Genomic DNA, 22,103 nt, shown 5'->3' with positions numbered 1-22,103 from the left:
GGCGGGCGCTGCGGCCGGTCGAGCGCCACCCAGATGGCGGCCGCGAACAGCGCCGTCAGCGCCGGCACCACGCCCGCGAGCGCCAGGCGCAGCGCGCGCACCAGCCCCTCGACCTCGGCGACCGGCACCGTGGCGACGACCACGCTGCCGTCCGGGCCGCCGGCGGGCGCGGCGACCGCCACGCGCGCCGCCGGGTCGTAGGCCGACGCGCCGGTCCCGCCGACCACGGCCCGGCCGGGCGCGTCCGCCGCGCGCGCCCGCAGGTCCGCCAGGGCCTCGCCGCCCAGCACGGGCAGCGTCCGGCTGGCGGTCGGCGACGTGGCCACGACCCGGCCGTCGCCGTCGAGCACCTGGACGATCTCCCCCGGCTCGGCCACCGGCAGCGCGTCGGGGACCTGGTCGCCGGCCACCAGCGCGGCCACCGTCTCGGCCCGCGCCCGCACCACGTCGTCGAGCGCGGCCACCCGCCCGCGGGACAGCACCGTGCTCAGGACCACGGCCCCGACCACCAGCGCCGCGCACAGCAGCCCCGCGGTGAGCACGGTCAGCCGCGCGCGCAGCGACCACCGGGCGCGCCGCGGCGGCGGTGCGCTCACCCCGCGACCCGGTAGCCCGCGCCCCGCACCGTGGCGATCGCGTCGCGGCCGAGCTTGCGCCGCAGGTAACCGACGTACACCTCGACCACGTTGCCGTCCTCGCCCGGGCCGTCCCAGACGTGGTCGCGCAGCTCGACCTTGCCGACGACCCGGTCCGCGTGCCGCATCAGGTACTCGAGCAGCGCCAGCTCGCGGGCCGTCAGCTCGACGGGCGCGCCGGCCCGGGTCACCGCGCGCGCGGCCGGGTCGAGCACCAGGTCGCCGACGACCAGCACCGCGGGCCGCACCTGCGACGGCCGGCGCAGCAGCGCGCGGATCCGGGCGACCAGCACGACGAAGGAGAACGGCTTGGTCAGGTAGTCGTCCGCGCCGACGTCCAGGCCGTCCGCGACGTCGTGCTCGCCGTCCTTCGCGCTCAGCAGCAGCACCGGCGTGGTGACGCCGGCGGCGCGCAGGTCGGTGACCACGTCGTAGCCGTTGCGCCGCGGCAGCATGACGTCGAGCACGATCGCGTCGAAGTCCCGGTCGGTGGCCAGGCGCAGGCCCTCGGCGCCGTCGTACGCCACGTCGACCGCGAACCCCTCGGCCGTCAGCCCGCGGCGCAGGGCGTCCACCAGCCCGCGCTCGTCGTCCACCACCAGCACCCGCACCCCCGCAGCATCGCACTGCGCGCGGCGCGGGGCGGCCCGCGCGCGGGGCCGGCGTTCTCAGCGCCGCCTCAGCGCCGGTGGCGCACAGTGGACGCATGGCCGACACCGAGCGCCCCCGCCGCACCCTCTCCCCCCGCGCCCGCTGGGCCGTGCCCGGGGTCGTCGCCGTGGCGGTGGCCGCCGCGGTCGGCGTCCCGGCGCTCGCCTCGCCGGGCGACGCCGACCTCCCCCAGGTCAGCGCGCAGGACCTGCTGAGCCGGGTCGCCGAGGCCGGGCCGACGCCGGTGCAGGGCACCGTCGTCTACACCGCGCGCCTGGGGCTGCCCGAGCTGCCCGCGGAGATGACCGGCGCCGACCCGCTCAACCTGCTCGGCGGCTCGTCCACGCTGCGGCTGTGGTCCGACGGCGCCGAGCGGTCCCGCGTCTCGCTGCTCGGGGCGACCTCGGAGTACTCGGTCGTGCACGACGGCGCGCAGGCGTGGACCTACTCGTCGACCGACGACGCCGTCACGCACTACACGCTCGACCCCGCGGACGTCGCCCGGTACCAGGCGCTCGCCGACCGGGCCACCGCCCCGGGCGCCGACCTGCCGACCCCCGAGGCCGCGGCGGCCCAGGTGCTGGCGCTCGCCGAGCGGGACGCGGACGTCACGGTCGACAGCCCCACCACGGTCGCCGGGCGCGACGCCTACCAGCTCGTGGTCAGCCCCACGGACGACGGCACCCTGGTCTCCCGGGTCGTGGTCGCGGTGGACGCCGCCACCGCGCAGCCCCTGCGGGTGCAGACCTGGTCGACGGCCGACGACGCGGCCCCCTCGCTCGAGGTCGGGTTCACCGACGTGGCGTTCACCGCTCCCGACGACTCCGTGCTGGCGTTCTCCGCGCCGGCCGGGGCCACCACCGACGAGGTCGTCGTGCCGCTGCCCGACACGCCGGACCTGCCGGACGGCGCCCAGCCCGGCGCGCCCGCGCTGCCGGACGGCGTCGCGGTCGCCGGCTCCGGGTGGTCGACGGTCGTCACGCTGAGCGACGTCGACGTCGCGGGTCTGGTCGGCGGCGACGCCGCGTCCCTCGCCACCGTGCCCGGTGCGGAGCGGGTCCTCGGCTCGGAGGAGGCGCAGGACCTGGTGCATCAGTTCGTGCCCAGCGACGCCGAGGGCAACCCCGGTCGCCCCTCGCTCGACACCACCGCCCTCTACGACCAGCTCACCACCGCGGTCCCCGAGGGCCGGCTGCTCAGCTCGACCCTGCTGTCGGTGCTGATCACGGACGACGGCCGGGTGCTGGTCGGCGCCGTGCCGGCGGACGCACTCCGCGCCGCGGCATGAGCGAGGCGCACCACGACGGCGACCTGGCCGTCCGGACCGCCGGCCTGACGAAGCGGTTCCGGTCCGGCCAGGTCGCCGTCGACGGCCTGGACCTGGCCGTGCCCCGCGGCGCGGTGTACGGGTTCCTGGGCCCGAACGGCTCCGGCAAGACGACCACCATCCGGATGCTGCTCGGCCTCGCCCGGCCGACCGCCGGGCGCGCGTGGCTGCTCGGGTCCGCGATGCCCGAGGACGCCGCGCGGGTGCTGCCCCGGGTCGGCGCCCTCGTCGAGGGACCGGCCTTCCACCCGTACCTCACCGGCCGGGCGAACCTCGCGCGGCTCGACGCCGGGGACGCCACCGCGGACCCGCGCACCAGCCGCCGGCGCGCGGACGCGGCGCTGGACCGGGTGGGTCTGGGCGCGGCGGCGACCAAGCCGTACCGGCAGTACTCGCTGGGCATGAAGCAGCGGCTCGGCCTGGCGGCCGCGCTGCTGCAGCCGCGCGACCTGCTCGTGCTGGACGAGCCGACGAACGGTCTCGACCCGCAGGGCACCCGCGAGGTGCGGCACCTCGTCCGCGAGCTCGCCGACGGCGGCGCGACCGTCCTGGTGTCCTCCCAACTGCTGGCCGAGATCGAGCAGGTGTGCAGCCACGTCGGGATCATGAGCCGCGGGCGGCTGCTGCTGCAGGGCGAGCGCGCGGCGCTGACCGACCGCGAGGGCGCGCGCCTCGCCGTGACGACCCGGTCCGGGCAGGCCGACGCGGCGGCCGAGGTGCTCCGCGGGCTCGGGCTCGCCGAGGTGGCGCGCGACGGGCGGGCGCTGCCGGGCGGTGCGGGCACGGCCCGGCTCACCGCGGCGCTCGGGCCGACGCCGCCGGAGAAGGTCTCGGCCGCGCTGGTGCACGCCGGCGTCGACCTGGTGGGCCTGGCCGTCGACCGGCCGAGCCTGGAGCAGGTGTTCGTCGAGCTGACCGGGGAGGGCTTCGATGTCGCGCGCTGAGCTGCTGGACGGTCCCGGCGGCTCTCCCGCGGCGGCGCCGCTCGCCGCGCCCGCCCCCGTCGCGTTCGCCCGGCTGCTGCGGTCCGAGCTGCGCCTGGTGCTCGGTCGCCGGCGGAACCTCGTGCTGCTCGCCGGGCTCGCCCTCGTGCCGGTGGTGATCGGGACGGTGCTGCTGGTCACCCGGGACAGCGCGCTGTCCGGCCAGGGCCCGGCGTTCCTGGCGCAGGTGACCGGCAACGGCCTGTTCCTGGTCGTCGCCGCGCTGTTCCTGTGCCTGCCGTTCCTGCTGCCGCTGTGCATCGGCATCGCGTCCGGCGACGCGGTCGCGGGCGAGGCGTCCGCCGGCACCCTGCGCTACCTGCTCGTCGTCCCCGTGCCCCGTGGCCGGCTGCTCGCGGTCAAGGCGCTCGCCGCGCTGACCTTCGCGGCGGCGGCGGTGCTCGCGGTCGCCGTGACCGGGCTGCTCGTCGGTGCCGCGTTCTTCGGCGTGCACGACGTGGTGCTGCTGTCCGGGAGCACCGTGCCCGTCGGCGAGGGCGTGCTGCGTGTCGCCGGGATCGTCGCCTACGTCGGGCTGTCGCTGACCGGGCTGGTCGCCGTCGGGCTGTTCTTCTCGACGCTCACCGAGGTGCCGGTCGGTGCGATGGCCGCGACCGTCGTCGTCGCCGTCGTGTCGACCGTCCTCGACTCGCTGCCGCAGCTCTCGGCGATCCACCCGGGGCTGCTCACGCACCACTGGTTCGACTTCGCCGAGTTCCTGCGGGTGCAGGTCGACTGGGGCGTGGTCGGGTCCGGGCTGGCGGTGCAGGCGGCGTGGGTCGCGGTGTTCGGGGCGCTCGCGTGGGCCCGGTTCACCACGGCGGACGTGACGTCCTAGGCCGGGCCGCTCAGGCCAGCAGGCCGATCAGCGTCGCGACCACCGCGAGCAGCGGGAACGTGCCCTGCGACACGGCCGCCCGCGCCTTGTCCGGCGAGGAGAGCACCAGCACCAGCGCCGCGGCGAGCATCGACCCGGTGCCCGCGAGCACCAGCGCGGCCCCGACCGAGGTCGCCCCGGTCGCCGTGGCGATGACGCCGGCCGCCGCGACCACCGCGAGGAACAGGTTGTAGAAGCCCTGGTTGAACGCGAGCTCCCGCGTGGCCTCGGCCTCCTCCGGCGTCGTGCCGAACACCGCACGGGTCCGGGGCGAGGTCCAGGACACGGACTCGAGCGTGAAGATGTAGACGTGCACCAGGGCCGCGAGGGCGGAGAGGACGAGTCCGGCGGCGATCATGCGGGCCAGTCTGCCCTGCCCGCGGCCGCACCGGGTCGTGATCGCGGGATCAGAGGTGCCCGCCCGAGCGGGCGCACCCTTTCAGCTGCGGAGCGCGTCGCTCGGCTGGATCCGCCGGGCACGGACGGATGCGGCGACGCCGCCGACGACGCCGACGGCGATCCCTCCCGCGACGGCGAGGGGGACGTTGCCGAGATCGAGGACGGGCGTCCACCGTCTGGCGATCGTGATCACCAGCAGGGCGACGACGCCCGTCGCCGCCCCCACGACCCCACCCAACGCGCCGACGAGCGCGGCCTCGCTCATGACGAGACCGCTGATCTGGTGGGCCCGGGCCCCGATGGCACGCCGCATGCCGAACTCCCGGGAGCGCTCGAGCACGGACATCGTCATCGCGCTGGTCAGGGAGACCACCGATGCGAGGACCGCGACGCCGGTCAGCACGAGGAGGACGGTGCGGACGTCGCCCTCCACCTGCCCCCGCAGGGTCGCGGGGTCCGGCGGGATGCTCACGGTGAACGTCTCCGGGGCCTGGGGCCGGAGGAGGAGCGGAGCCTGGCTCGCGACCTGCCCCGCCGCGCCGGCGGCGGTGAGGAGGTAGACCTCGTCGGCGTTCGGCGTGCGCAGGGTCGCCGCGACGTCCACCGTCGTGATGACCGCCTGCCCGACGTCGGTGACGCGGGCGCCGCCCTCGACGATCCCGCGCACCACGAACGGGCGTCCCTCCAGCAGCACCTGGGGCCGCGCGCTCAGCGGGCCGAGGCCGACCTCCGTGCTCACGACGCGCCCGAGCAGGACCTCGTCCTCGCCGAGCGCGACCGGCACGTCGCCGGCCCACCGCACGTCCAGCTCGGCGGCAGGCACGATGTCCCGGGTCGCCCCCATCAGGAACGCGTCGGCCACCGGGGAGCGACCACCGGGGAGCGCGACCCAGACCGGGTCGTGGCGCGTGAGCAGCGCCCCGGCGTCCACGCCCGGCACCGACCCGAGCGTCGCGACCGCCTCCGGCGACACCCCACCCGTCGTGCCGTCGACCACCACGGGGGCGCCGGCCTCCGGGTCCGGCACGGCGCGTGCGAGGGTGACGGCACGGTTGAGCTGGGCGTCGAACCGGTCGGACACCTGGGCCTGGGCGGACTCGGACAGACCGATCGTCGTGAGCGCCAGCGCGACACCGACGGCGACCGAGGCGGCGAGCGTCGCCGTGCGCCCCCACCGGGACGTGACCGAGGCGGCCGCGTCGCGGACGATCGCGAACGGGGAGGGCCGTGGACGCCGCGGAGGTGCGTCGGCGGCGGCCGGTGCAGCGGCGCGCTCCTCGCCCTCGCCCGCATCCCGAGCGATCTCGGGAGGACCGGCGACGATCCGGCCGTCCCGTACCAGCAGGCGACGCGGCGCCCCGGCCGCGATCTCGGCCGAGTGCGTGACGAGGATGACCGTGGCGCCGGCGTCGTTCAGCTCGTGCAGCAGGGCGAGGACGGTCCCGCTGGTCTCCGTGTCCAGGTTCCCGGTCGGCTCGTCGGCCACGATGACTGCCGAGCCGACGGAGAGCGCCCGTGCGATCGCGACCCGCTGGCGCTGGCCGCCGGACAGCTCGTTCGCGCGGCGGTGCGCCGTGTCCGCGAGGCCGACGCGGTCCAGCGCGACGAGGGCGCGGCGCCGGCGCTCGTCCGCGGGCAGGCCCGCGTAGAACATGCCGAGCTCGACGTTGTCCAGCACGGTGCGGCGGTCCATCAGGTGGAAGCCCTGGAAGACGAACCCGAAAGCCTCGCCCCGCACGCGGGCCCGTTCGCGCTCGTCCAGCTCGGCGGTGTCGCGGCCGTCGATCAGGTACTGCCCGCCCGAGGGGGTGTCGAGCAGCGCGAGCACGTTCAGCAACGTCGACTTCCCGCTGCCCGACGGGCCCTCGATCACGACGAACTCGCCCGCGCCGATGACGAGGTCGACGCCGCGCAACGCGTGCACGGGCTGCGCGCCGGGGTAGGTCTTCGTGACGCCGACCAGGCTGAGCCTGGTCACTCCACCTTCACCTCGTCCCCCTCGGACAGCCCGCCCGTCGCGGCCGGCTCGACGGCGCTGGTCCCACCCAGCCGGCCGAGCTCGTGCACCGCGATCTCCTCGAAGGACCCGTCCGCGGCGCGGCGCTGGACGACGGACGAGCCGTCCGCGCGCGGGACGACCGCGCGCGACGGGACCCGGAGAGCCTGATCGGCGACGGCCGTCACGGTGATGACGGTCAGCACGTTCGCGTCCAGCCACGCCTCGTCGATCGCCTCGGTGACGACCGGGACCGCGACCTCGGCCGACGCGGCGTCCCCGGCCCCGGCGGCGGCGGGGATCGGCCCCAGCGTGCCCTCCAGCGTGGTCCCGTCCGCACCGGTGAGGACGACCGGCATCCCCTCGGCGAGCACGGGCAGGACCGTCACGGCGATCTTCGCCCGGGCGACGACCCGCCCCTGACCGACGGTGAGGACGGCGTTCTCGGCGGTCAGCACCGTGCCCACCGCAGGCAGCTCACCGGCGACGACCGGGAGGGCCGCGAGCACGACGAGCTCACTACGGGGGACCACGACCACCCGCGGGGCGGCCGCCGACGCCGCTGCGCCGTCACCCGACGCCGGCTCGACGGAGCCACCCGCCGGGACCGCACCGGACGCGGGATCGTCCGTCGCCGCGGGTGCGCCACCCTGTGGCTCGGGCGTCGTCGCGGGCGCCTCGCGCGTCACGACCTCATGACCGATCGCCCGGTAGAGCTGACGCACAGCCCCTGCGGTCTGCGGGCCGAACTGCCCGACGCCACCGGTCCGGTACCCGCAGCTCATCAGGAACCGTTGCAGCTGCTCGACGTCCGGCCCCGTGTCCCCCTCGGCCATGTCCCGGTAGTACGGGAACGCACCCGTCGTCGCGATCACCGGACGGCCGTTCACCTCGAGGGCGACGCCGCCTGCGCTGATCTCCGACCCGGGGGGCACACCGGTGGCGGTGACGACGCTCTGCTCGGCGCCGGCCAGCGCCACCTCGACGGTGCTCGCCGACTCGCGGGTGATCTCGGAGCGGGCCGTGACCTGCTCCGTGAGCTCGCCGACGGTCACCGTGGCCACGACGTCGGACGGCTCGGGTGGGGCTGCGCGGGCCGCGACCTGCGCCGGGGACTGCAGCTTCTCGGCGGCGAGCCACCCGCCGACGAGCCCACCGACGAGCGTGCCGAGCACCACGAGTGCGGTGACGATGCGTCGAGCCCGCATCAACCCGACCCGGCCTCACGCAGGACCCTGTCGGCCTTCTCCTCGTACGCCGCCTTCTCATCGAGCAGACGGGTCAGGGTGTCCTCGTTCTCGCGGACGACGGAGACCTGGCGATCCCACTCCGCGTCGTACAGCGCCTGGGCGTATCCCGTGCTCTCCTGGCACTCGGCGTCGAAGGTCGCGATGCGGATCTCCTCGGCCTTCTGCTCAGCCGTCTGCTCGGGGGCCGCACCGTCGAAGGTCGCGTTGTACGGGACTCCGGTATACGCCTCCGTCATCGCCGGCGTGGGCGTCCCGCCCCCGTCGGCGTTCGGGCCGTCCGGAAGGTCGGAGAACCCGAGCGGCTGCATGCACTGCACCCACCGCTCAGCCGCGTCGAGGACCTCCGGGGCGTTCTTGGCTCCGCTCCAGGCGGAGAACGACAGGCTCGTGACGACGTTGTTGATCCGCTGCGCGGGGAACTGCTCCCGAGCACGTCCCAGGCAGTCCTCGTACCGGTCCGTCTGCTCCGCCGACCAGTGCACCGACTCCGCCGCATCCGCCCGCAGCACGTCGGCGTTCGGGTCGGGCGCCCCGCCGTATCCCCACTGCCTCGCCACCTCGACGTTGAACAGGTTCCGCCCGCTCACCGACACGGTCTCGGACCGCTTCGTCACGTCGACGGGCGGACGCCGGTACGCGAACCCGCGCTCCTGCATGCACGGCTCGATGAAGACGTCGACCGCCGTGTCGAGCTGCTCCGCCACCATGTAGGCGTCGAGCGGCATCACCCACATCAGGCGGTTCTTCTCGACGAGAACGCTCGGCTCGTGCGCCGCATCGGGGCCGCTCGCGGAGCACCCCGTCAGGCCGGCCGCGACGAGCACGGCGACGGCGGGATGGACCAGTGGTCGTGGCACGCTCATTCAGCACTCCTATCAGGCGCCGCGGGGCGCCGAACGGCACCCCGCGGCGCGGTGACAAATTACCGGCAGGCCGCTCCGAACGACACGAACTTGGCCGAGCTGAGCTTGTCGTTGAAACCCCCGGGGGCATTTCCTGACGAGTCGCTGAGGTTGCCGTCCCCCGTACCCTTGGCGAGCGTGAAGGAAGGGCCCGCGTACAGGGTGTCCAGGTAGAACGAGGCGGAGGAAACCGTCCCGCGGTTCGAGACCGACGACGCGCTGTCGTTCGCGTTGATCGTCGTGCCCGCGTAGGTGGACAGCCGGAAGTCGTGGTGGCACGAGTGGAACTTCACGTGCGCGGTCCCGGAATGACCCGTCACGTAGTTCGCATCACGCCAGATGCAGGCGTACGTGGACGGGCAGTCGCCCGCGGCCGCCGAGGCGGCACCTGCGAGGCCGACCGACCCCACCAGCGCGATGAACACTGCGGCAGCCACCCGCAGCACCTTCCTCAGAAGTGGACGTGCGTGAGTCATGAATCTCTTCCTTCGCCGTCGTCCGTCGATCCCCGGACTGGATGCCCCCACGATCCGGACGCTAGCAGCGCGCATTTGCTGAGCGCAGGCCGTTGCGAGAAGTAGGCCGAAGTCGTCCCGACCTCGAGGTGCGACGTCGATCTGAGACCGGGCTCGTTTCTGCGCAATTGCACCACGTGTCCCGATTCGAGGCATCTGTGACCGAATCCACCTGCTCGGAGCGTCGCGCGCGTGACGATCTGTCCCCACTTGCGCCCTTTTCGGCGCACCTGCGCCACGCGTCCAGCGAGTCCGGAATGCGGCGGTCTGTCCCGACTCGAGCGACCGGCTCACGACCCGGCCGACCGTCGCAGGGACGCGGTTGTGATCTGCGCCACACCCGCGTAACGTACAACCACATGGTTGTACGTCAGCTCGACCCCGACGAGGTGGACCGGGTGTTCGCCGCGCTGGCCGACGCGACCCGGCGCGACATCGTCACGCGGGTGCTGCGCCGGGAGGCGTCGGTGACCGCCCTCGCGCGTTCCTACGAGATGAGCTTCGCCGCCGTGCAGAAGCACGTGGCGGTGCTCGAGCGCGCGCACCTCGTGACCAAGCAGCGGCACGGCCGCGAGCAGGTCGTCCACGCCGACGTCGCGACCATCCGGGCAGCCGCACGGCTGCTCGACCGGTACGAGGAGATCTGGCGCGGCCGCATCGACCGCATCGCGGAGATCCTCGCCGACGGATGACAAGGGGACGACTCATGCCAGTGGACACCATCAAGGACACCGACGCGCTGACGCTCACCGTGGTGACCGAGCTCGACGCCCCGCCCGAGCGGGTCTGGCGGCTGTGGTCCGAGGGCGAGCAGCTCTCCCGGTGGTGGGGACCCCCGGAGTGGCCGGCGACGTTCCCCGCCCACGACCTCACGCCCGGCGCCGAGTCGCGGTACTACATGACCGGCCCGGACGGGACGCGGGCGCACGGCTGGTGGCGCGTGCTCGCGGTCGACCCGCCGCGCACGATCGAGATCCAGGACGGGTTCTCCGACGCCGACGGCAACCCGGACGACGCCATGCCGGCCGCCGTGATGCGCACCGAGCTCACGCCCGTCGACGGCGGGACGCGCATGACCATCACCACGCGGTTCCCGGACGCCGAGGCCATGGCCCAGGTGATCGCGATGGGCATGGAGGAGGGCATGCGCGAGGCGGTCGGGCAGATCCCGGCGCTGCTCGCGGAGGGCTGAGCCCGCGGGTCGGCCGCGGCCGGGCACCGGACCCGGCGACGCCGTGTGTCGCCGGGTCCTCGGTCCCACAAGTCATGGGACGACTGGGGGACACTGGGGTCCGTGAGCACCCGGCCGCGACCGACCCGCACCACGCCTCCCGGACGGCGCGAGCCGTGAGGGTCCGCACCCGCCCCGAGCACCCCGCGACCGGCGCGGCGCTCGCCGTCGTCGGCGGGTTCCTCGACGCCTACACCTTCGTCGCGCACGGCGGCGTGTTCGCCAACGCCCAGACCGGCAACGTGGTGTTCGTCGCCATCCACGCGGCGCGGGGCCAGTGGGCGCAGGCCGCCGGGTACCTGCCGATCATCGGCGCGTTCGTGCTCGGCCTGGTCGTCGCCGAGTGGCTGGCCGCGCACCGCCGGCTACCCGGCCTGGAGGACCCGACGCGCATCGTGCTGCTCGCCGAGATCGGCACACTGGTCGCCGTCGCCGCACTCCCGACGTCCGTGCCCGCCCTTGCGACGACCACGGCGGTGGCGTTCGTCGCCGCGCTGCAGGTCACCACGTTCCGGCTGGTCCGGGACACCAGCTACAGCACGACGATGACGACCGGGAACCTACGCACCCTCGTGACCGCCGCGTACGAGTGGCTGAGCGGCTACGACCGCACGCAGCGGAGGGTCGCCCTGCGGCTGTCCGCGATCGTGCTCGCGTTCGCCGCCGGCGCCGGGATCGGCGCGCTGGCGAGCGGTCCCGACGCGCTCGGCACCCGAGCGACGCTCGTCGCGGCCGGGGTGCTCGCGGTGGTGCTGGCGGCGATCGAGACGCACACCCGGCGCACGAGCACGGCTGCCGGACGGGCGTCCGCGCCGGCGGCTCCGTCGGCGCGCGACGCCGTGCCCGCGGGGGTCGGCGCCGACGGGGACTGACCTCCCCGGGGCCCCGGGACCCTGGTGGATGCGCTCCCGTGGCGCTACCGTCCGTCGGGACATCGAGGAGGATGCCCGTGCACCGCAGCCGGATCTCGACCCTGCTCATCGACGCACCGCACGCCGAGGCCGCCGCCTCCGCCCGGTTCTGGTCCGCCGCCACCGGCGTGGCCTCGTGGTCGGTGCCCGACGAGGAGCAGTTCACGCACCTGGAGGACCCGATCCCCGGGCTCGTGGCGGCCGTGCAGTCGATCGGCGGGCCCGCCCGCTACCACCTCGACATGGAGACGGACGACGTCGCGGCCGAGACGGCGCGGCTGCTCGACCTCGGGGCGGTCGAGGTCGGCGGCTGGCTCGACTGCCGGACCCTCCGGGTGCCCGGCGGCCACCTGCTGTGCGTGATCCCGGTGCACAGCAACCCCGCGGACTTCGCCGAGGAGGCGCACGTCTGGCCCTGACGACCCCGGTCCGCGGGCGCGCCGTCAGGCGGCCGGGCCCTCCGGGTCGGCGGGGGCGCCGGCGTCCGGCCGCGCGGCCGGGTCGTCGCCCGCGAGCACCCGGTACACCGAGCGGCGCGCCTCGGCGAGGATCTCGCCCGCGCGCACCCGCTGCGCCTCGGTGCCGCCGCGCCCGACGGCCCGGACGGCCTCGAGCAGCGGGCCGACCTCGGCGCGCAGGTCCACGCCCTGCTCGGCGTCGCCGGTCGCGAACGGGTCGGGCCAGGACGCCGAGTCCCGCTCGACCAGGGCACGCCCCTCCTCCGTCAGGGTCGCGAGCTTGCGGCCGGCGGACGCGGTGAGCGTCACGACGCCCTCGTCCTCCAGGAGGTTCAGCGTGGGGTAGACGGCGCCGGGGCTCGGGCGCCACCGGCCGTCGCTGCGCTCGGCGATGGCCTCCATCAGCTGGTAGCCGTGCATCGGCTGCTCGGCGAGCAGCAGCAGGATGGCGTTGCGGACGTCCCCGCGCGGTCGCCGGCCGCGCCGCCCCCCGAACCCGCCGGGGCCGAACCCACCCGGTCCGCCGGGCCCGAACCCACCGGGCCCGCCCGGGCCGAACCCGCCGCCGGGGCCCAACCCCGCTCCCGGTCCGAACCCGCGCGGCCCGCGGCCGCCGAACCCGTGCCCGTGCCCGTGCCCGCGGTGCCCCTCGTGCGACCCCTGCGGGCCGTGACCGGACCGCTCGCCGCGGCCCTCGCTCTCGAACTCATCATGTGTGTCGTTGTATCGCATGACGCTAACGATATATCGCTACTGCCCGATTGTGAACCCCGCTCCGCCCTGCCTCCGCCGACTCTGCGAGACCGGCCTGCCGGTTCGCGTCGGCGCGCAGTCCGGAGATGGAGACTCGGCGAGCGCCCGGCGCGCGGAGGTGCGCGCGGAGGCAGGGCGGGCGACGCTGGAGCGCGGCGGCGGCGCGGCGCGGCGCGGCGCGGCGGCGCGCGGGAGCGCGGGAGCGCGGGCGCGGGAGCGGGGGTGCGGCGTGGGGTGGTTCGGGGCGGAGGGGTACACGATCGCCCGGGAGGTGGCGCAGCGCGGGGTGGCCGCGGTGTACGTCCTCGCGTTCGTGAACGTGCTGCGCCAGTTCCGCCCGCTGCTCGGCGAGCACGGTCTGCTCCCCGTGCCCGCGTTCACCGAGCGGGTCCCGTTCCGCGCCGCCCCGAGCCTGTTCGCCCGGTGGTACTCCGACCGGCTGCTCGTGGTCGTCGGCTGGGCGGGGCTCGGCGTCGCGGTGGCGCTGGTCGCCGGGCTGCCGCAGCAGGGGCCGCCGTGGCTGCCGCTGCTCGCGTTCGGGGTGCTCTGGGTGCTGTACCTGTCGGTCGTGAACGTCGGGCAGACGTTCTACGGGTTCGGCTGGGAGTCGCTGCTGCTGGAGGCGGGGTTCCTCGTGGCGTTCCTGGGCTCGGACGACGTCGCCCCGCCGTGGACCGTCCTCGCGCTGCTCTGGTGGCTGGTGCTCCGCCTGGAGCTGGGCGCGGGCCTGATCAAGTGGCGCGGCGACCCGGCGTGGCGCGACCTGACGGCGCTGTACTACCACCACGAGACGCAGCCGATGCCCGGCCCCGCGAGCCGGCTGTTCCACCTGCTCCCCCGCCCGCTGCACCGGGTCGAGGTGGCCGCGAATCACGTCGCACAGCTCGTCGTGCCGTTCGGGCTGCTGGTCCCCGGCCCGGTGGCGGGCACCGCGGCGGGCGTCATGATCGTCACGCAGCTCTGGCTGGTGCTGTCCGGCAACTTCGCGTGGCTGAACTGGCTGACGATCGTGCTGGCGGCGTCCGCGGTCGACGACCGCTCGTGGGCGGCGGTGCTCGGGCTCGTCGGGATCGAGGTCCGCGCGGGCGCGCCCGCCGCCGCCGCGCCCCTGTGGTTCGTCGTCGTGGTGCTCGCGGTCACCGCGCTGTGCGTGGTGCTGTCCTTCTGGCCGGCGCGGAACCTGGTGTCCCGGAACCAGCGGATGAACGCCTCGTTCAACCCGTTCCACCTGGTCAACGCCTACGGGGCGTTCGGCACGATCACCCGGCGGCGCACCGAGGTGGTCGTGGAGGGCACCCGGGACGACGACCCCGCTGACGCCACGTGGCTCGAGTACGGGTTCCGCGGCAAGCCCGGCGACGTGCGGCGGCTGCCGCGGCAGTTCGCGCCGTACCACCTGCGGCTCGACTGGCTGATGTGGTTCCTGGCGCTCGGCTCGGCGGCGCAGCTGCGCTGGTTCGTGCCGTTCCTGGCGCGGCTGCTGGAGGCCGACCGCCCGACGCTGCGGCTGCTGGCCCGCGACCCGTTCGACGGGGAGCGCCCGCGATGGGTCCGGGCACGGCTGTACGGCTACCGCTTCGCCACCCCGGCCGAGCACCGGGCCACCGGGGCCCGGTGGGTGCGCCGGGACGAGGGGCTGCTGGTCGACGCGGTGAGCCTGGAGCAGCTGGCCCGCCGCCGCTGAGCGCCCCCGCGCGCGCGGCGCGAGCCAAGCCGGCACGGGCACGCCCGGGCCGGGCGCACCCGGCGCGTCAGCCGCGCCGCGGCGCCAGGTCCTCCTGCAGCACCAGCGCCGCGGCGCCCACGGCGGCGGCGTCCGCGACGTGCGCCGCGAGCGCGACCCGCACCCCGTGCCGGTCGGCCGCGTGCAGCTCCGCCCGCAGCCGCCGCTCGACCACCTGCGCGTACAGCGACCCGGCGGTGCTGAACGCCGGGCCGGCGAGCACCACGGAGTCCACGTCCAGCAGGTTCGCGGCGGTCACCGCCGCGTCCGCCAGGTACTCCGCGGAGTCCTCGACGAGCTCGAGCGCGAGGGGGTCGCCCTGCACCGCGGCCGTGGCCACCGCCCCGAAGTCCGTGATGGGGTCGCCGTCCGGGCTGAGCCGCACGGTCGTCGCCCGCCCCGCGGCGACCGCCTCGCGCGCCCGCCGGGCGACGGCGTGCGGGGCGGCGAGCTCCTCGAGGGTCGGGCCGGGGTCGTGCGCGCTGCGGTGCAGGTGCATCCGGCCGAGCGGGCCGGCGTTGCCGCTGGCGCCGCGGTGCACGGTGCCCCCGACCACCACGCCGGCGCCGATGCCGGCGCCCATGTAGAGCGTGCAGTGCGCGACGGAACCGGCGGTGCGCCCGGCCCAGTACTCCCCGACGGCCGCGGCGGTGGCGTCGTTGTCCAGCACCACGGGCACGCCGACGGCCTCGGCGAGCGCGGCGCGCACGGGGAAGCCCTGCCACCGGTGCAGCGACCGGGAGACCGTGATCGCGCCCGCGTCGAGGTCCAGGGTGCCCGGGACCGCGAGGCCCACGCCCGCCACGCGGTCCCGGCCGATCCCGGCGGCGCGCAGCAGCACGTCGATCTCCCCCGCGATGCCGATGACGACGGCGTCCGGGTCCTCCTCGCGCGCGCCGCGCACCCGCGTGCGGGCGACGACCGCGCCCCGCGCGTCGATGAGCACGACGACCAGCCAGTCCGCGCCGAGCTGCACGCCGACGGCGCACCGCGCCAGCGGGTCCAGCGTGAGCATCACCCGCGGCTTCCCGCCGGTCCACTCCCGGGCGCCGTTCTCGCGCAGCAGCCCCTGGTCGAGCAGCGCCCGCACCGCGTGCGAGATCGCCGCCTGGGTCAGCCCGGTGAGCTCGGCGAGCTCGACGCGGCTGATCGGCCCGCGGGTGCGGACCAGGTCGAGCACCCGGGAGCGCGTGGTCGACGGCGCGCGGCCGCCCCGCCGCCCGGCGCCCTGCCCGACCTCGACGCCGTCCATGCCGCTCAGCATGGCACGGCGCCGCACCCCCGCCGTGCCGGGCGTGCGATGCTGCGGCCATGACGACGCCGACGCCGCCCGACCGGCGGCCGGGCAGCGGCGTCCGGGTCGGGCTGGCGCTGCTGCCGGCCGACGACGACGGCGCGCTCGAGCCCTTCTACACGGACCTGCTGGCGGGCATGGAGGAGGAGCTGGACAGGCACGGGGCGAGCGTGTTCGTGCACGTCGTGCCGGACCTCGACGCCGAGCTCGTGGCGTACCGCCGGTGGGCGCGGGACGGGCTGGTGGACGCGGTCGTGATCTCGGACCTGGTGGCCGACGACCCCCGCGAGCAGGCGTGCCGGGACCTCGGGCTGCCGTCCGTGCTGCTCGGCGGCGAGCCCGGCGACGGCCGGTGGGTGGTCGACTACGACAACGACGGCGCCATGCGGACCGCGGTCGCGTTCCTCGCCGACCTCGGCCACCGCCGGGTCGGCTGGGTGTCCGGGCCCGGGCGCTACCGGCACACGCGGGTGCGCGGCGCCGCGTTCCGGGACGCCGCGGCCGCCGCCGGGGTGGTCGGGCTGCACCGGGAGGGCGACTACGGGGCGGCGAGCGGCGCGCTGCGCACCGCCGAGCTGCTCGCGCTGCCCGAGCCGCCGACGGCGATCGTGTACGACAACGACCTCATGCCGCTGGCCGGGCTGCGCGAGGCGGCGCGGCTCGGCGTGCGCGTGCCGCAGGACCTGTCGGTGCTGGCCTGGGACGACTCGGCGAACGTCCGCATCTCGCACCCGCCGCTGTCCGTCGTCAGCCGCGACGTGCACGAGCTGGGCGCCCTGACCGCCGAGGTGCTGCTGCGGGCGGTGGCCGGCGGGCCGCCGGCCACCACCCGCACCCCCGGGGTGCGGGTGGTGCCGCGCGGCTCGACGGCCCCGCCGCCCGCCTGACCGACCAGCTCAGACCGCGGTCGCGTGCAGCACGAGCGCCTGCGCGGGCCACAGCGCGGGGAGCTGCAGCCCGGCCTCGGCGAGCACCCGCCCCGGCAGCGTGACCTCGCCCGCGGCCAGCCACGGCGGCGTCACCCACCCCCACCGGGCGGCCCCGATCTCGTCCCGGACCCGCACCCGGTACCGGGCGTCGGGGCGCAGCCCGTGCAGCCGGACGGGCTCCGGGCGGGCGTCCTCCAGCGCGGCGACGGTCGCGACCGTCCACACCCCGGCGGAGCCGTCCGGGGCGACGGCCCCGACGACCCGCAGGGCGGGGTCCCGGACGTCCGCGTGCACCGCGGTGCCGGTGTGGATCAGCGGCCGGAGCTCCCGGTACAGGCCCGCGAACCGCGTCAGCACCTCGACCTCCTCGTCCGAGCAGGACAGCACGTCCCACTCGAACCCCGCCGAGCCCATCAGGCTCGTCGCGAGCCGGTACGACAGGTCGAGGGTGCGGCCCGAGCTGTGCGACGTCGGCGGGCCGACGTGCGCGCCGACGAGCTCGGGCGGCAGCAGCAGCCCGGTCCACCGCTGGATGTCCTGCCGCTCGACGGCGTCGTTGGAGTCGGACGCCCACACCCGGTCGGTGACCTCCAGGACCCCGAGGTCGCTGCGCGCGCCGCCGGACGAGCAGGACTCGATCTCCAGCCCCGGGTGCCGCGCCCTCAGCTCGGCCATCAGCCCGAGCACGGCCCGGGTCTGCGCGTCGACGCCCGGCCGGCCCGCGTGCCGGGCGTCCACCAGGTCGCGGTTGTGGTCCCACTTGATGAAGTCGATCCCGAGCTCGGCGACCAGGGCGGACACCTGCCCGAGCACGTGCGCCCGCGCCTCCGGCCGCGCGAGGTCGAGCACGTACTGGGTCCGGAACGACAGCCCCTCGGGGTCCGGGACGCGGTCGGGGTCGTGCAGCAGCCAGTCCGGGTGCGCCCGGGCGAGGTCCGAGTCGAGGCTGACCATCTCCGGCTCGAACCAGAGCCCGAACTGCATGCCGAGCGCGTGCACCCGCTCGGCGAGCGGCCCGAGCCCGTCCGGCCACACGGCGCGGTCGACCACCCAGTCGCCCAGCCCCCGGGTGTCGTCGCGGCGCGCGAGGAACCAGCCGTCGTCGAGCACGAACCGCTCGACCCCGATCCGCGCGGCCCGCTCGGCGAGCCGGAGCACGGTCGCGGGGTCGTGGTCGAAGTACACCGCCTCCCAGGTGTTGAGCACGAGCGGCCGGGGCGTGCGCGGGTGCTGGGGCCGGGAGCGCAGGAAGGTGTGGAACCGCGCGGTCACGCCGTCGAGCCCGGCACCCGACCACGCGAACCACGCGGTCGGCGCCGCCCAGGACTCCCCGGGCCCGAGCACGACCTCGCCCGCGCGCAGCAGCTCGCCGGCGCCCAGCAGCGTCGGCTGGTCCGGCAGCCGGTCCGTGCGGTAGGTGGCGTCCGCGGGCCACGCCAGGTGCACCGCCCAGACCTCGCCGTCCCGGTCCCGCGGGGCGGCGGCGGACAGGGCGAGCAGCCACGGGTGGTCGTGGCCCGGCCGGCCGCGGCGGGTCTGCCGGGCGAGCGAACCGCGGGGCAGCGGACCGGTGGCCGGCACCTTCTCCCGGGTCCACCGGCCGGCGAACGTCGTGAGCACGTCCGCCCGGGTCGGCACCGGCAGCGCCGCCTCGAGGGCGTGCACCTCCACGGGGGCGGCCGCGGCGGGCGCCACCTCCAGGCGGTGCGCGACGCCGAGCAGCCCGCCGGGCTCCAGGTGCAGCCGCGAGCGCAGCACCAGCCCCGCGGCCGCGTCGCGGGCGACCACCTCGACCGCGTGGCCGTCCGGGGCCACCTCCGGCGGCCCGGCCGACCACCGCGGGCTCAGCGGGACGCCGTCGCGCACGAGCTGCAGCCCCGGCCGGCCCGGCCAGCCGTCGGTCTCCTGCGGCAGCAGAGACGGGTGCCCGGCCGCGTCGAGGGTGCCCGGCGGGGTCTGCCGGTCGGCGGCGACCCGCAGCGCGACGAGGTCCGCCGCGGTCAGCGGCCCCAGGTCGGCGCCCCAGTGCTGCACCTGCGGCAGGCCGTCGCGGGGGTGCGCCAGGACGACGGCCACGCCGTCGCGGCGCAGCACGGTCCACGTCGGGGCGTCGGGCGCGGGGGTCGGGGTCGTGGCGGTCACAGGCTCTCCTTCGAGTCGGACGATCGGGTCGGGACGGGCTAGGCGGGTACGGGTGCGCCGGTCGCCGACGGCGCGGGCGCCGCGGCCGCGGGGTTCGAGCCGGGCCGCCCCAGCGGCGACCGGAGCACCACCAGCGCCCCGCCCACCGCCGCGGACACCCGGACGTCCCGGGACAGCCGCACCCGCACGGGCCGCAGCAGCCGCGCGAGCGCACCCGCGTCGACCACCTCCTGCACCCCGGCGACGTACAGCGGCCCCGCGACGCCGAAGGCCGGGCCGGCCAGCACGACCGTATCGAGGTCGAACAGGTTCATCAGCGTCACGGCCGCGGTGCCGAGGTGCCGCGCGGAGTCCGCCAGCAGCGCCGCGGACGCCCCGTCGCCGGCCACGGCGGCGCGCGCGACCCGCTGGAAGTCGGCCAGCACCGCGTCCTCGCCGCCGGCCAGCCCGAGCCGGCCCGCGAGCGCAGGGTCGCGCAGCGCGGCGGCGACCACCGCGCCCGGGCCCGCGAGCGCCTCGACGCACCCGCGGCTGCCGCAGGCGCAGGCGGGCCCCGTGGGGTCGACCGGCACGTGCCCGATCTCGACCGGGTTCGCCGTGCCGCCGCGGTACACCTCGGACCCGGCGATCACCCCGCCGCCGACGCCCGTCGCCATGTAGAGCACGCCGAAGGTGTCGACGTCGAGGGCGCCGACCCACTGCTCCCCCACGGCCGCCGCGGTCGCGTCGTTCTCGAGCAGCACCGGCAGCCCCAGCAGCCGCGCGAGCGTCCCGGTGAGCGGGTAGTCGCGCCACTGCGGCGTCGGCTGGCCGGTGAGCACGGCGCCCGCGGCCCGGTCCTGGGGCCCGTGCGTCACCAGGCCGACGCCGAGGACCCGGTCGCGGGGGATGCCGGCGCCGGCGAGCAGCAGGTCGATGTGCCGGGCGAGCACCGGCAGGGTGTCGTCGGGGGCGCCGCGGCCCACGCCGCGCACGCCCGTCGAGGCGACCCGCCGCCCCGCGAAGTCGGTGACCACGACGCTGCTGGCGCACCGGTCGAGCTGGACGCCGACAGCGAACCACGCGCCGGCGTCCAGCTCCAGCAGGCGGCGCGGCGACCCGACGCCGCCGGTGACGCGGCCGACCTCGTGCACCAGGCCCTCGGCCATGAGGTCCCGCACGACGTGCGTGATGGTCGCCGCGGTGAGGCCCGACCGGTCGGCGAGCTCGACCCTGCTGACCGTGCCGTGCGTGCGGATCAGGTCGAGGACGAGCGCCCCGGTCGCGGCACGGGAGGGTGCGCGCATCTCCCGACCATATCTTGACATGCTTAATTTAAGCACGTAACGATATGCCTGCGTTTCCCCGGGCCGCGACGACGCGGCCACGACCAGACCGTCGGCCGCGACGGATGGAAAGGACCAGCGATGTTCCTCAGGTCAGCACGCACGCACCGGCGCCGCGCCCGCGCCGTGCCCCTCGTCGCGGGCGCCGCGACCCTCGCCCTGCTCGCCGCGTGCAGCGGCGGCGACAGCGGCGGGTCCGGCAGCACGGGCGCGTCCGGCGACGGCACCACGCTCGTCGCCTACACGGGCCAGTCCGGCGACTACCAGGTCAACTTCAACCCGTTCTCGCCGTCCCGGATCGGCGGCCTGGGCGCGATCTACGAGCAGCTGTTCTTCATCAACAAGGCCGCCGAGTCCGACCCCGTCCCGCTGCTCGGCACCGAGTACAGCTGGAACGACGACGGCACCCAGCTGGAGGTCACCCTCCGCGACGACGTCACCTGGACCGACGGCGAGCCGTTCACCGCGGACGACGTGGTGTTCACCTACGACCTGCTCGCGAGCACCCCCGCGATCAACAACGTCGGCTACGCCGGCACGGCGACCGCGACCGACGACACCCACGTGACGTTCACGTTCGACGCCCCCGCGTTCGTGCAGGGGCCCGACGTGCTGTCCGGCGTCCCGATCGTGCCCGAGCACCTGTGGGCGGACGTCGACCCGACGGCCGACGTGATCGAGGACCCGGTCGGCACCGGGGCCTACACGCTCGGCGACTTCAAGCCGCAGGCGTTCACGTACACCGCGAACCCGGACTACTGGGGCGGCGAGCCGGCCGTGAAGACGATCCGGTTCCTGTCGCTGTCCGGCAACACCGCGGGCGCCGACGGCATCGCGAACGGCACCATCGACTGGCAGACCGGCCCGGTGCCGGACATCCAGAACGTCGCCGAGAACTTCCCCGGCTACGACACCCTGACCGCCGCGCAGAACCAGATGGTGCTCGCCACCTGCTCCAGCGTGGAGCTCGGCTGCTCCGGCCCGCAGACCGACCCGGCCGTGCGGCACGCGCTGTACCTCGCGATGGACCGCACCCAGCTCAACCAGCTCGCGTTCGAGGAGACCGCGTCGGAGATCTCGCCGACGTTCGCGCTCACCTCCACGCAGGAGGCCACGATCTCGGCCGACGTCGAGGAGCCGGTCGCCCCCGAGAAGGCCGACCCCGAGGGCGCCGCCGCGGTGCTCGAGGCCGCCGGCTGGGCCAAGGGCGCGGACGGGATCTACGCGAAGGACGGCGAGCGGCTCACCGTGACGGTCGAGGTCGTCACCGGCTGGACCGACTACATCACCGCGGTGCAGACCATCGCCCAGCAGGCGAAGGCCGCGGGCATCGACGTGCAGACGGCGCAGTCGTCCTGGAACGAGTGGACCGAGCGGCGCACGCAGGGCAACTTCCAGCTCGCGATCGACTCGCTGTGGCAGGGCCCGGCGCCCGACCCGTACTACCTGTACACGTACTTCTTCTCGTCGGCGACGGGCGCCCCGGTCGGCGAGGCGGCGGGCAACAACTACGCCCGGTACGCGAACCCGGACGTGGACGCCGCGCTCGACGCGCTCAAGACGATGCCGCTCGACGACGCCGAGGCGCGCCAGCCGCACTTCGACACGATCCAGGCCGCCGTCGTCGAGGACATGCCCTACATCCCGATCCTCACCGGCGGCACCACGAGCGAGTGGAACGTCGGCGGGTTCACCGGCTGGCCGACCGAGGACGACATGTACGCCTTCCCGGCGGTGTGGTCCGCGTTCGACGCCGCGGAGATCTTCAAGCGCCTGGAGCCGGCGGCCGGCTGAGGCGAACC

At 75.9% G+C, this 22,103-nt stretch carries 20 protein-coding genes and 1 pseudogene; 10 read left to right on the top strand and 11 right to left on the bottom strand.

What is annotated here, in order from left to right; translation table 11 throughout:
- A pseudogene (locus FA014_RS04075) lies at nucleotides 1–596 on the bottom strand (two-component sensor histidine kinase); the annotation flags it as partial.
- Nucleotides 593–1,246 (bottom strand): response regulator transcription factor, encoded by a 654-nt coding sequence (locus tag FA014_RS04070; RefSeq protein WP_154728426.1) that lies wholly within the window; start codon nucleotides 1,244–1,246, stop codon nucleotides 593–595. The gene FA014_RS04070 and the pseudogene FA014_RS04075, both read right to left, overlap by 4 nt.
- 95 nt (nucleotides 1,247–1,341) lie before the next feature.
- Between FA014_RS04070 and FA014_RS04065 the strand changes: the two genes are divergently transcribed.
- The 3 genes from FA014_RS04065 to FA014_RS04055 are packed head-to-tail and all read left to right on the top strand — an operon-like array spanning nucleotide 1,342 to nucleotide 4,434.
- Nucleotides 1,342–2,574 carry a hypothetical protein gene (locus FA014_RS04065; RefSeq protein WP_154728425.1) on the top strand — a complete coding sequence of 411 codons (1,233 nt, stop codon included), beginning with the start codon at nucleotides 1,342–1,344 and terminating at the stop codon, nucleotides 2,572–2,574.
- Entirely contained in the window at nucleotides 2,571–3,557 is a 987-nt protein-coding gene (locus FA014_RS04060) for an ABC transporter ATP-binding protein (RefSeq protein ID WP_154728424.1), read from the top strand. The genes FA014_RS04065 and FA014_RS04060 overlap by 4 nt, the downstream gene beginning before the upstream one ends.
- A complete protein-coding gene (locus FA014_RS04055; RefSeq protein WP_154728423.1) occupies nucleotides 3,544–4,434 on the top strand; it encodes an ABC transporter permease in 891 nt (296 codons plus the stop codon). Before FA014_RS04060 ends, FA014_RS04055 begins: the two co-directional genes overlap by 14 nt.
- A 10-nt stretch (nucleotides 4,435–4,444) precedes the next feature.
- Here the strand turns inward: FA014_RS04055 and FA014_RS04050 are convergent, their stop codons facing one another.
- The 5 genes from FA014_RS04050 to FA014_RS19855 form a co-directional block, all read right to left on the bottom strand.
- Entirely contained in the window at nucleotides 4,445–4,831 is a 387-nt protein-coding gene (locus FA014_RS04050) for a DUF1304 domain-containing protein (protein ID WP_154728422.1), read from the bottom strand.
- An 81-nt stretch (nucleotides 4,832–4,912) separates the two neighbouring features.
- Nucleotides 4,913–6,850, bottom strand: coding sequence for an ABC transporter ATP-binding protein/permease (locus FA014_RS04045; protein ID WP_154728421.1), 1,938 nt, complete (start codon nucleotides 6,848–6,850; stop codon nucleotides 4,913–4,915).
- Nucleotides 6,847–8,076, bottom strand: a complete 1,230-nt coding sequence (locus tag FA014_RS04040) for a peptidoglycan-binding domain-containing protein (RefSeq protein ID WP_154728420.1) — start codon at nucleotides 8,074–8,076, stop codon at nucleotides 6,847–6,849. Before FA014_RS04040 ends, FA014_RS04045 begins: the two co-directional genes overlap by 4 nt.
- Nucleotides 8,076–8,981, bottom strand: coding sequence for a hypothetical protein (locus FA014_RS04035; protein ID WP_154728419.1), 906 nt, complete (start codon nucleotides 8,979–8,981; stop codon nucleotides 8,076–8,078). Before FA014_RS04035 ends, FA014_RS04040 begins: the two co-directional genes overlap by 1 nt.
- Nucleotides 8,982–9,040: 59 nt before the next feature.
- On the bottom strand, nucleotides 9,041–9,457 hold the full coding sequence (locus FA014_RS19855) for a peptidase inhibitor family I36 protein (protein WP_195969161.1): 417 nt from the start codon (nucleotides 9,455–9,457) through the stop codon (nucleotides 9,041–9,043).
- 437 nt (nucleotides 9,458–9,894) lie between these two features.
- On the opposite strand from FA014_RS19855, the gene FA014_RS04025 reads away from it, so the two are divergent.
- From FA014_RS04025 to FA014_RS04010, 4 genes are all read left to right on the top strand, one after another.
- Nucleotides 9,895–10,227: an ArsR/SmtB family transcription factor gene (locus FA014_RS04025; protein WP_154728417.1), complete on the top strand. Its 333-nt coding sequence runs from the start codon at nucleotides 9,895–9,897 to the stop codon at nucleotides 10,225–10,227.
- Nucleotides 10,228–10,241: 14 nt separating this feature from the next.
- Nucleotides 10,242–10,727 carry an SRPBCC family protein gene (locus FA014_RS04020; protein WP_154728416.1) on the top strand — a complete coding sequence of 162 codons (486 nt, stop codon included), beginning with the start codon at nucleotides 10,242–10,244 and terminating at the stop codon, nucleotides 10,725–10,727.
- A 155-nt stretch (nucleotides 10,728–10,882) separates the two neighbouring features.
- On the top strand, nucleotides 10,883–11,638 hold the full coding sequence (locus FA014_RS04015) for a YoaK family protein (protein ID WP_195969160.1): 756 nt from the start codon (nucleotides 10,883–10,885) through the stop codon (nucleotides 11,636–11,638).
- 77 nt (nucleotides 11,639–11,715) lie between these two features.
- Complete coding sequence (locus FA014_RS04010; protein ID WP_154728414.1) at nucleotides 11,716–12,096, top strand: VOC family protein; 381 nt, start codon at nucleotides 11,716–11,718, stop codon at nucleotides 12,094–12,096.
- Nucleotides 12,097–12,120: 24 nt separating this feature from the next.
- Here FA014_RS04010 and FA014_RS04005 read toward each other — a convergent pair whose 3' ends face one another.
- On the bottom strand, nucleotides 12,121–12,867 hold the full coding sequence (locus FA014_RS04005; protein ID WP_154728413.1) for a PadR family transcriptional regulator: 747 nt from the start codon (nucleotides 12,865–12,867) through the stop codon (nucleotides 12,121–12,123).
- Nucleotides 12,868–13,117: 250 nt separating this feature from the next.
- Here FA014_RS04005 and FA014_RS04000 point away from each other — a divergent pair, with 250 nt between their 5' ends.
- A complete protein-coding gene (locus tag FA014_RS04000) occupies nucleotides 13,118–14,572 on the top strand; it encodes a lipase maturation factor family protein (RefSeq protein WP_154728412.1) in 1,455 nt (484 codons plus the stop codon).
- Between the two features lie 67 nt (nucleotides 14,573–14,639).
- On the opposite strand, the gene FA014_RS03995 is transcribed toward FA014_RS04000, so the two are convergent.
- Nucleotides 14,640–15,863, bottom strand: a complete 1,224-nt coding sequence (locus FA014_RS03995; protein WP_195969159.1) for an ROK family transcriptional regulator — start codon at nucleotides 15,861–15,863, stop codon at nucleotides 14,640–14,642.
- 59 nt (nucleotides 15,864–15,922) lie between these two features.
- On the opposite strand from FA014_RS03995, the gene FA014_RS03990 reads away from it, so the two are divergent.
- On the top strand, nucleotides 15,923–16,792 hold the full coding sequence (locus FA014_RS03990; RefSeq protein WP_154728410.1) for a LacI family DNA-binding transcriptional regulator: 870 nt from the start codon (nucleotides 15,923–15,925) through the stop codon (nucleotides 16,790–16,792).
- Nucleotides 16,793–16,801: 9 nt separating this feature from the next.
- Here the strand turns inward: FA014_RS03990 and FA014_RS03985 are convergent, their stop codons facing one another.
- Together FA014_RS03985 and FA014_RS03980 are read right to left on the bottom strand one after the other, a co-directional pair.
- Nucleotides 16,802–18,976, bottom strand: a complete 2,175-nt coding sequence (locus FA014_RS03985; protein ID WP_230322850.1) for an alpha-galactosidase — start codon at nucleotides 18,974–18,976, stop codon at nucleotides 16,802–16,804.
- Nucleotides 18,977–19,014: 38 nt separating this feature from the next.
- Entirely contained in the window at nucleotides 19,015–20,262 is a 1,248-nt protein-coding gene (locus FA014_RS03980; RefSeq protein ID WP_195969158.1) for an ROK family transcriptional regulator, read from the bottom strand.
- A gap of 120 nt (nucleotides 20,263–20,382) precedes the next feature.
- Here FA014_RS03980 and FA014_RS03975 point away from each other — a divergent pair, with 120 nt between their 5' ends.
- Complete coding sequence (locus FA014_RS03975; RefSeq protein ID WP_154728408.1) at nucleotides 20,383–22,095, top strand: ABC transporter substrate-binding protein; 1,713 nt, start codon at nucleotides 20,383–20,385, stop codon at nucleotides 22,093–22,095.
- Nucleotides 22,096–22,103 lie beyond the last annotated feature (8 nt).

Source organism: Cellulomonas hominis (assembly GCF_005239125.1).
Classification (GTDB): domain Bacteria; phylum Actinomycetota; class Actinomycetes; order Actinomycetales; family Cellulomonadaceae; genus Cellulomonas; species Cellulomonas hominis_A.
Note: the sequence above shows the minus strand (reverse complement) of the source record. Positions and strands in the feature narration are given on the sequence as shown.

What these genes read in the sequence shown, in the direction of transcription:
- FA014_RS04065 (WP_154728425.1), top strand. Translation starts at nt 1,342, where the DNA reads ATGGCCGACACCGAGCGCCCCCGCCGCACCCTCTCCCCCCGCGCCCGC.
- FA014_RS04060 (WP_154728424.1), top strand. Translation starts at nt 2,571, where the DNA reads ATGAGCGAGGCGCACCACGACGGCGACCTGGCCGTCCGGACCGCCGGC.
- FA014_RS04055 (WP_154728423.1), top strand. Translation starts at nt 3,544, where the DNA reads ATGTCGCGCGCTGAGCTGCTGGACGGTCCCGGCGGCTCTCCCGCGGCG.
- FA014_RS04020 (WP_154728416.1), top strand. Translation starts at nt 10,242, where the DNA reads ATGCCAGTGGACACCATCAAGGACACCGACGCGCTGACGCTCACCGTG.
- FA014_RS03980 (WP_195969158.1), bottom strand. Translation starts at nt 20,262, where the DNA reads ATGCGCGCACCCTCCCGTGCCGCGACCGGGGCGCTCGTCCTCGACCTG.
- FA014_RS04025 (WP_154728417.1), top strand. Translation starts at nt 9,895, where the DNA reads ATGGTTGTACGTCAGCTCGACCCCGACGAGGTGGACCGGGTGTTCGCC.
- FA014_RS03975 (WP_154728408.1), top strand. Translation starts at nt 20,383, where the DNA reads ATGTTCCTCAGGTCAGCACGCACGCACCGGCGCCGCGCCCGCGCCGTG.
- FA014_RS03990 (WP_154728410.1), top strand. Translation starts at nt 15,923, where the DNA reads ATGACGACGCCGACGCCGCCCGACCGGCGGCCGGGCAGCGGCGTCCGG.
- FA014_RS04040 (WP_154728420.1), bottom strand. Translation starts at nt 8,076, where the DNA reads ATGCGGGCTCGACGCATCGTCACCGCACTCGTGGTGCTCGGCACGCTC.
- FA014_RS03995 (WP_195969159.1), bottom strand. Translation starts at nt 15,863, where the DNA reads ATGGACGGCGTCGAGGTCGGGCAGGGCGCCGGGCGGCGGGGCGGCCGC.
- FA014_RS04050 (WP_154728422.1), bottom strand. Translation starts at nt 4,831, where the DNA reads ATGATCGCCGCCGGACTCGTCCTCTCCGCCCTCGCGGCCCTGGTGCAC.
- FA014_RS04005 (WP_154728413.1), bottom strand. Translation starts at nt 12,867, where the DNA reads ATGCGATACAACGACACACATGATGAGTTCGAGAGCGAGGGCCGCGGC.
- FA014_RS04035 (WP_154728419.1), bottom strand. Translation starts at nt 8,981, where the DNA reads ATGAGCGTGCCACGACCACTGGTCCATCCCGCCGTCGCCGTGCTCGTC.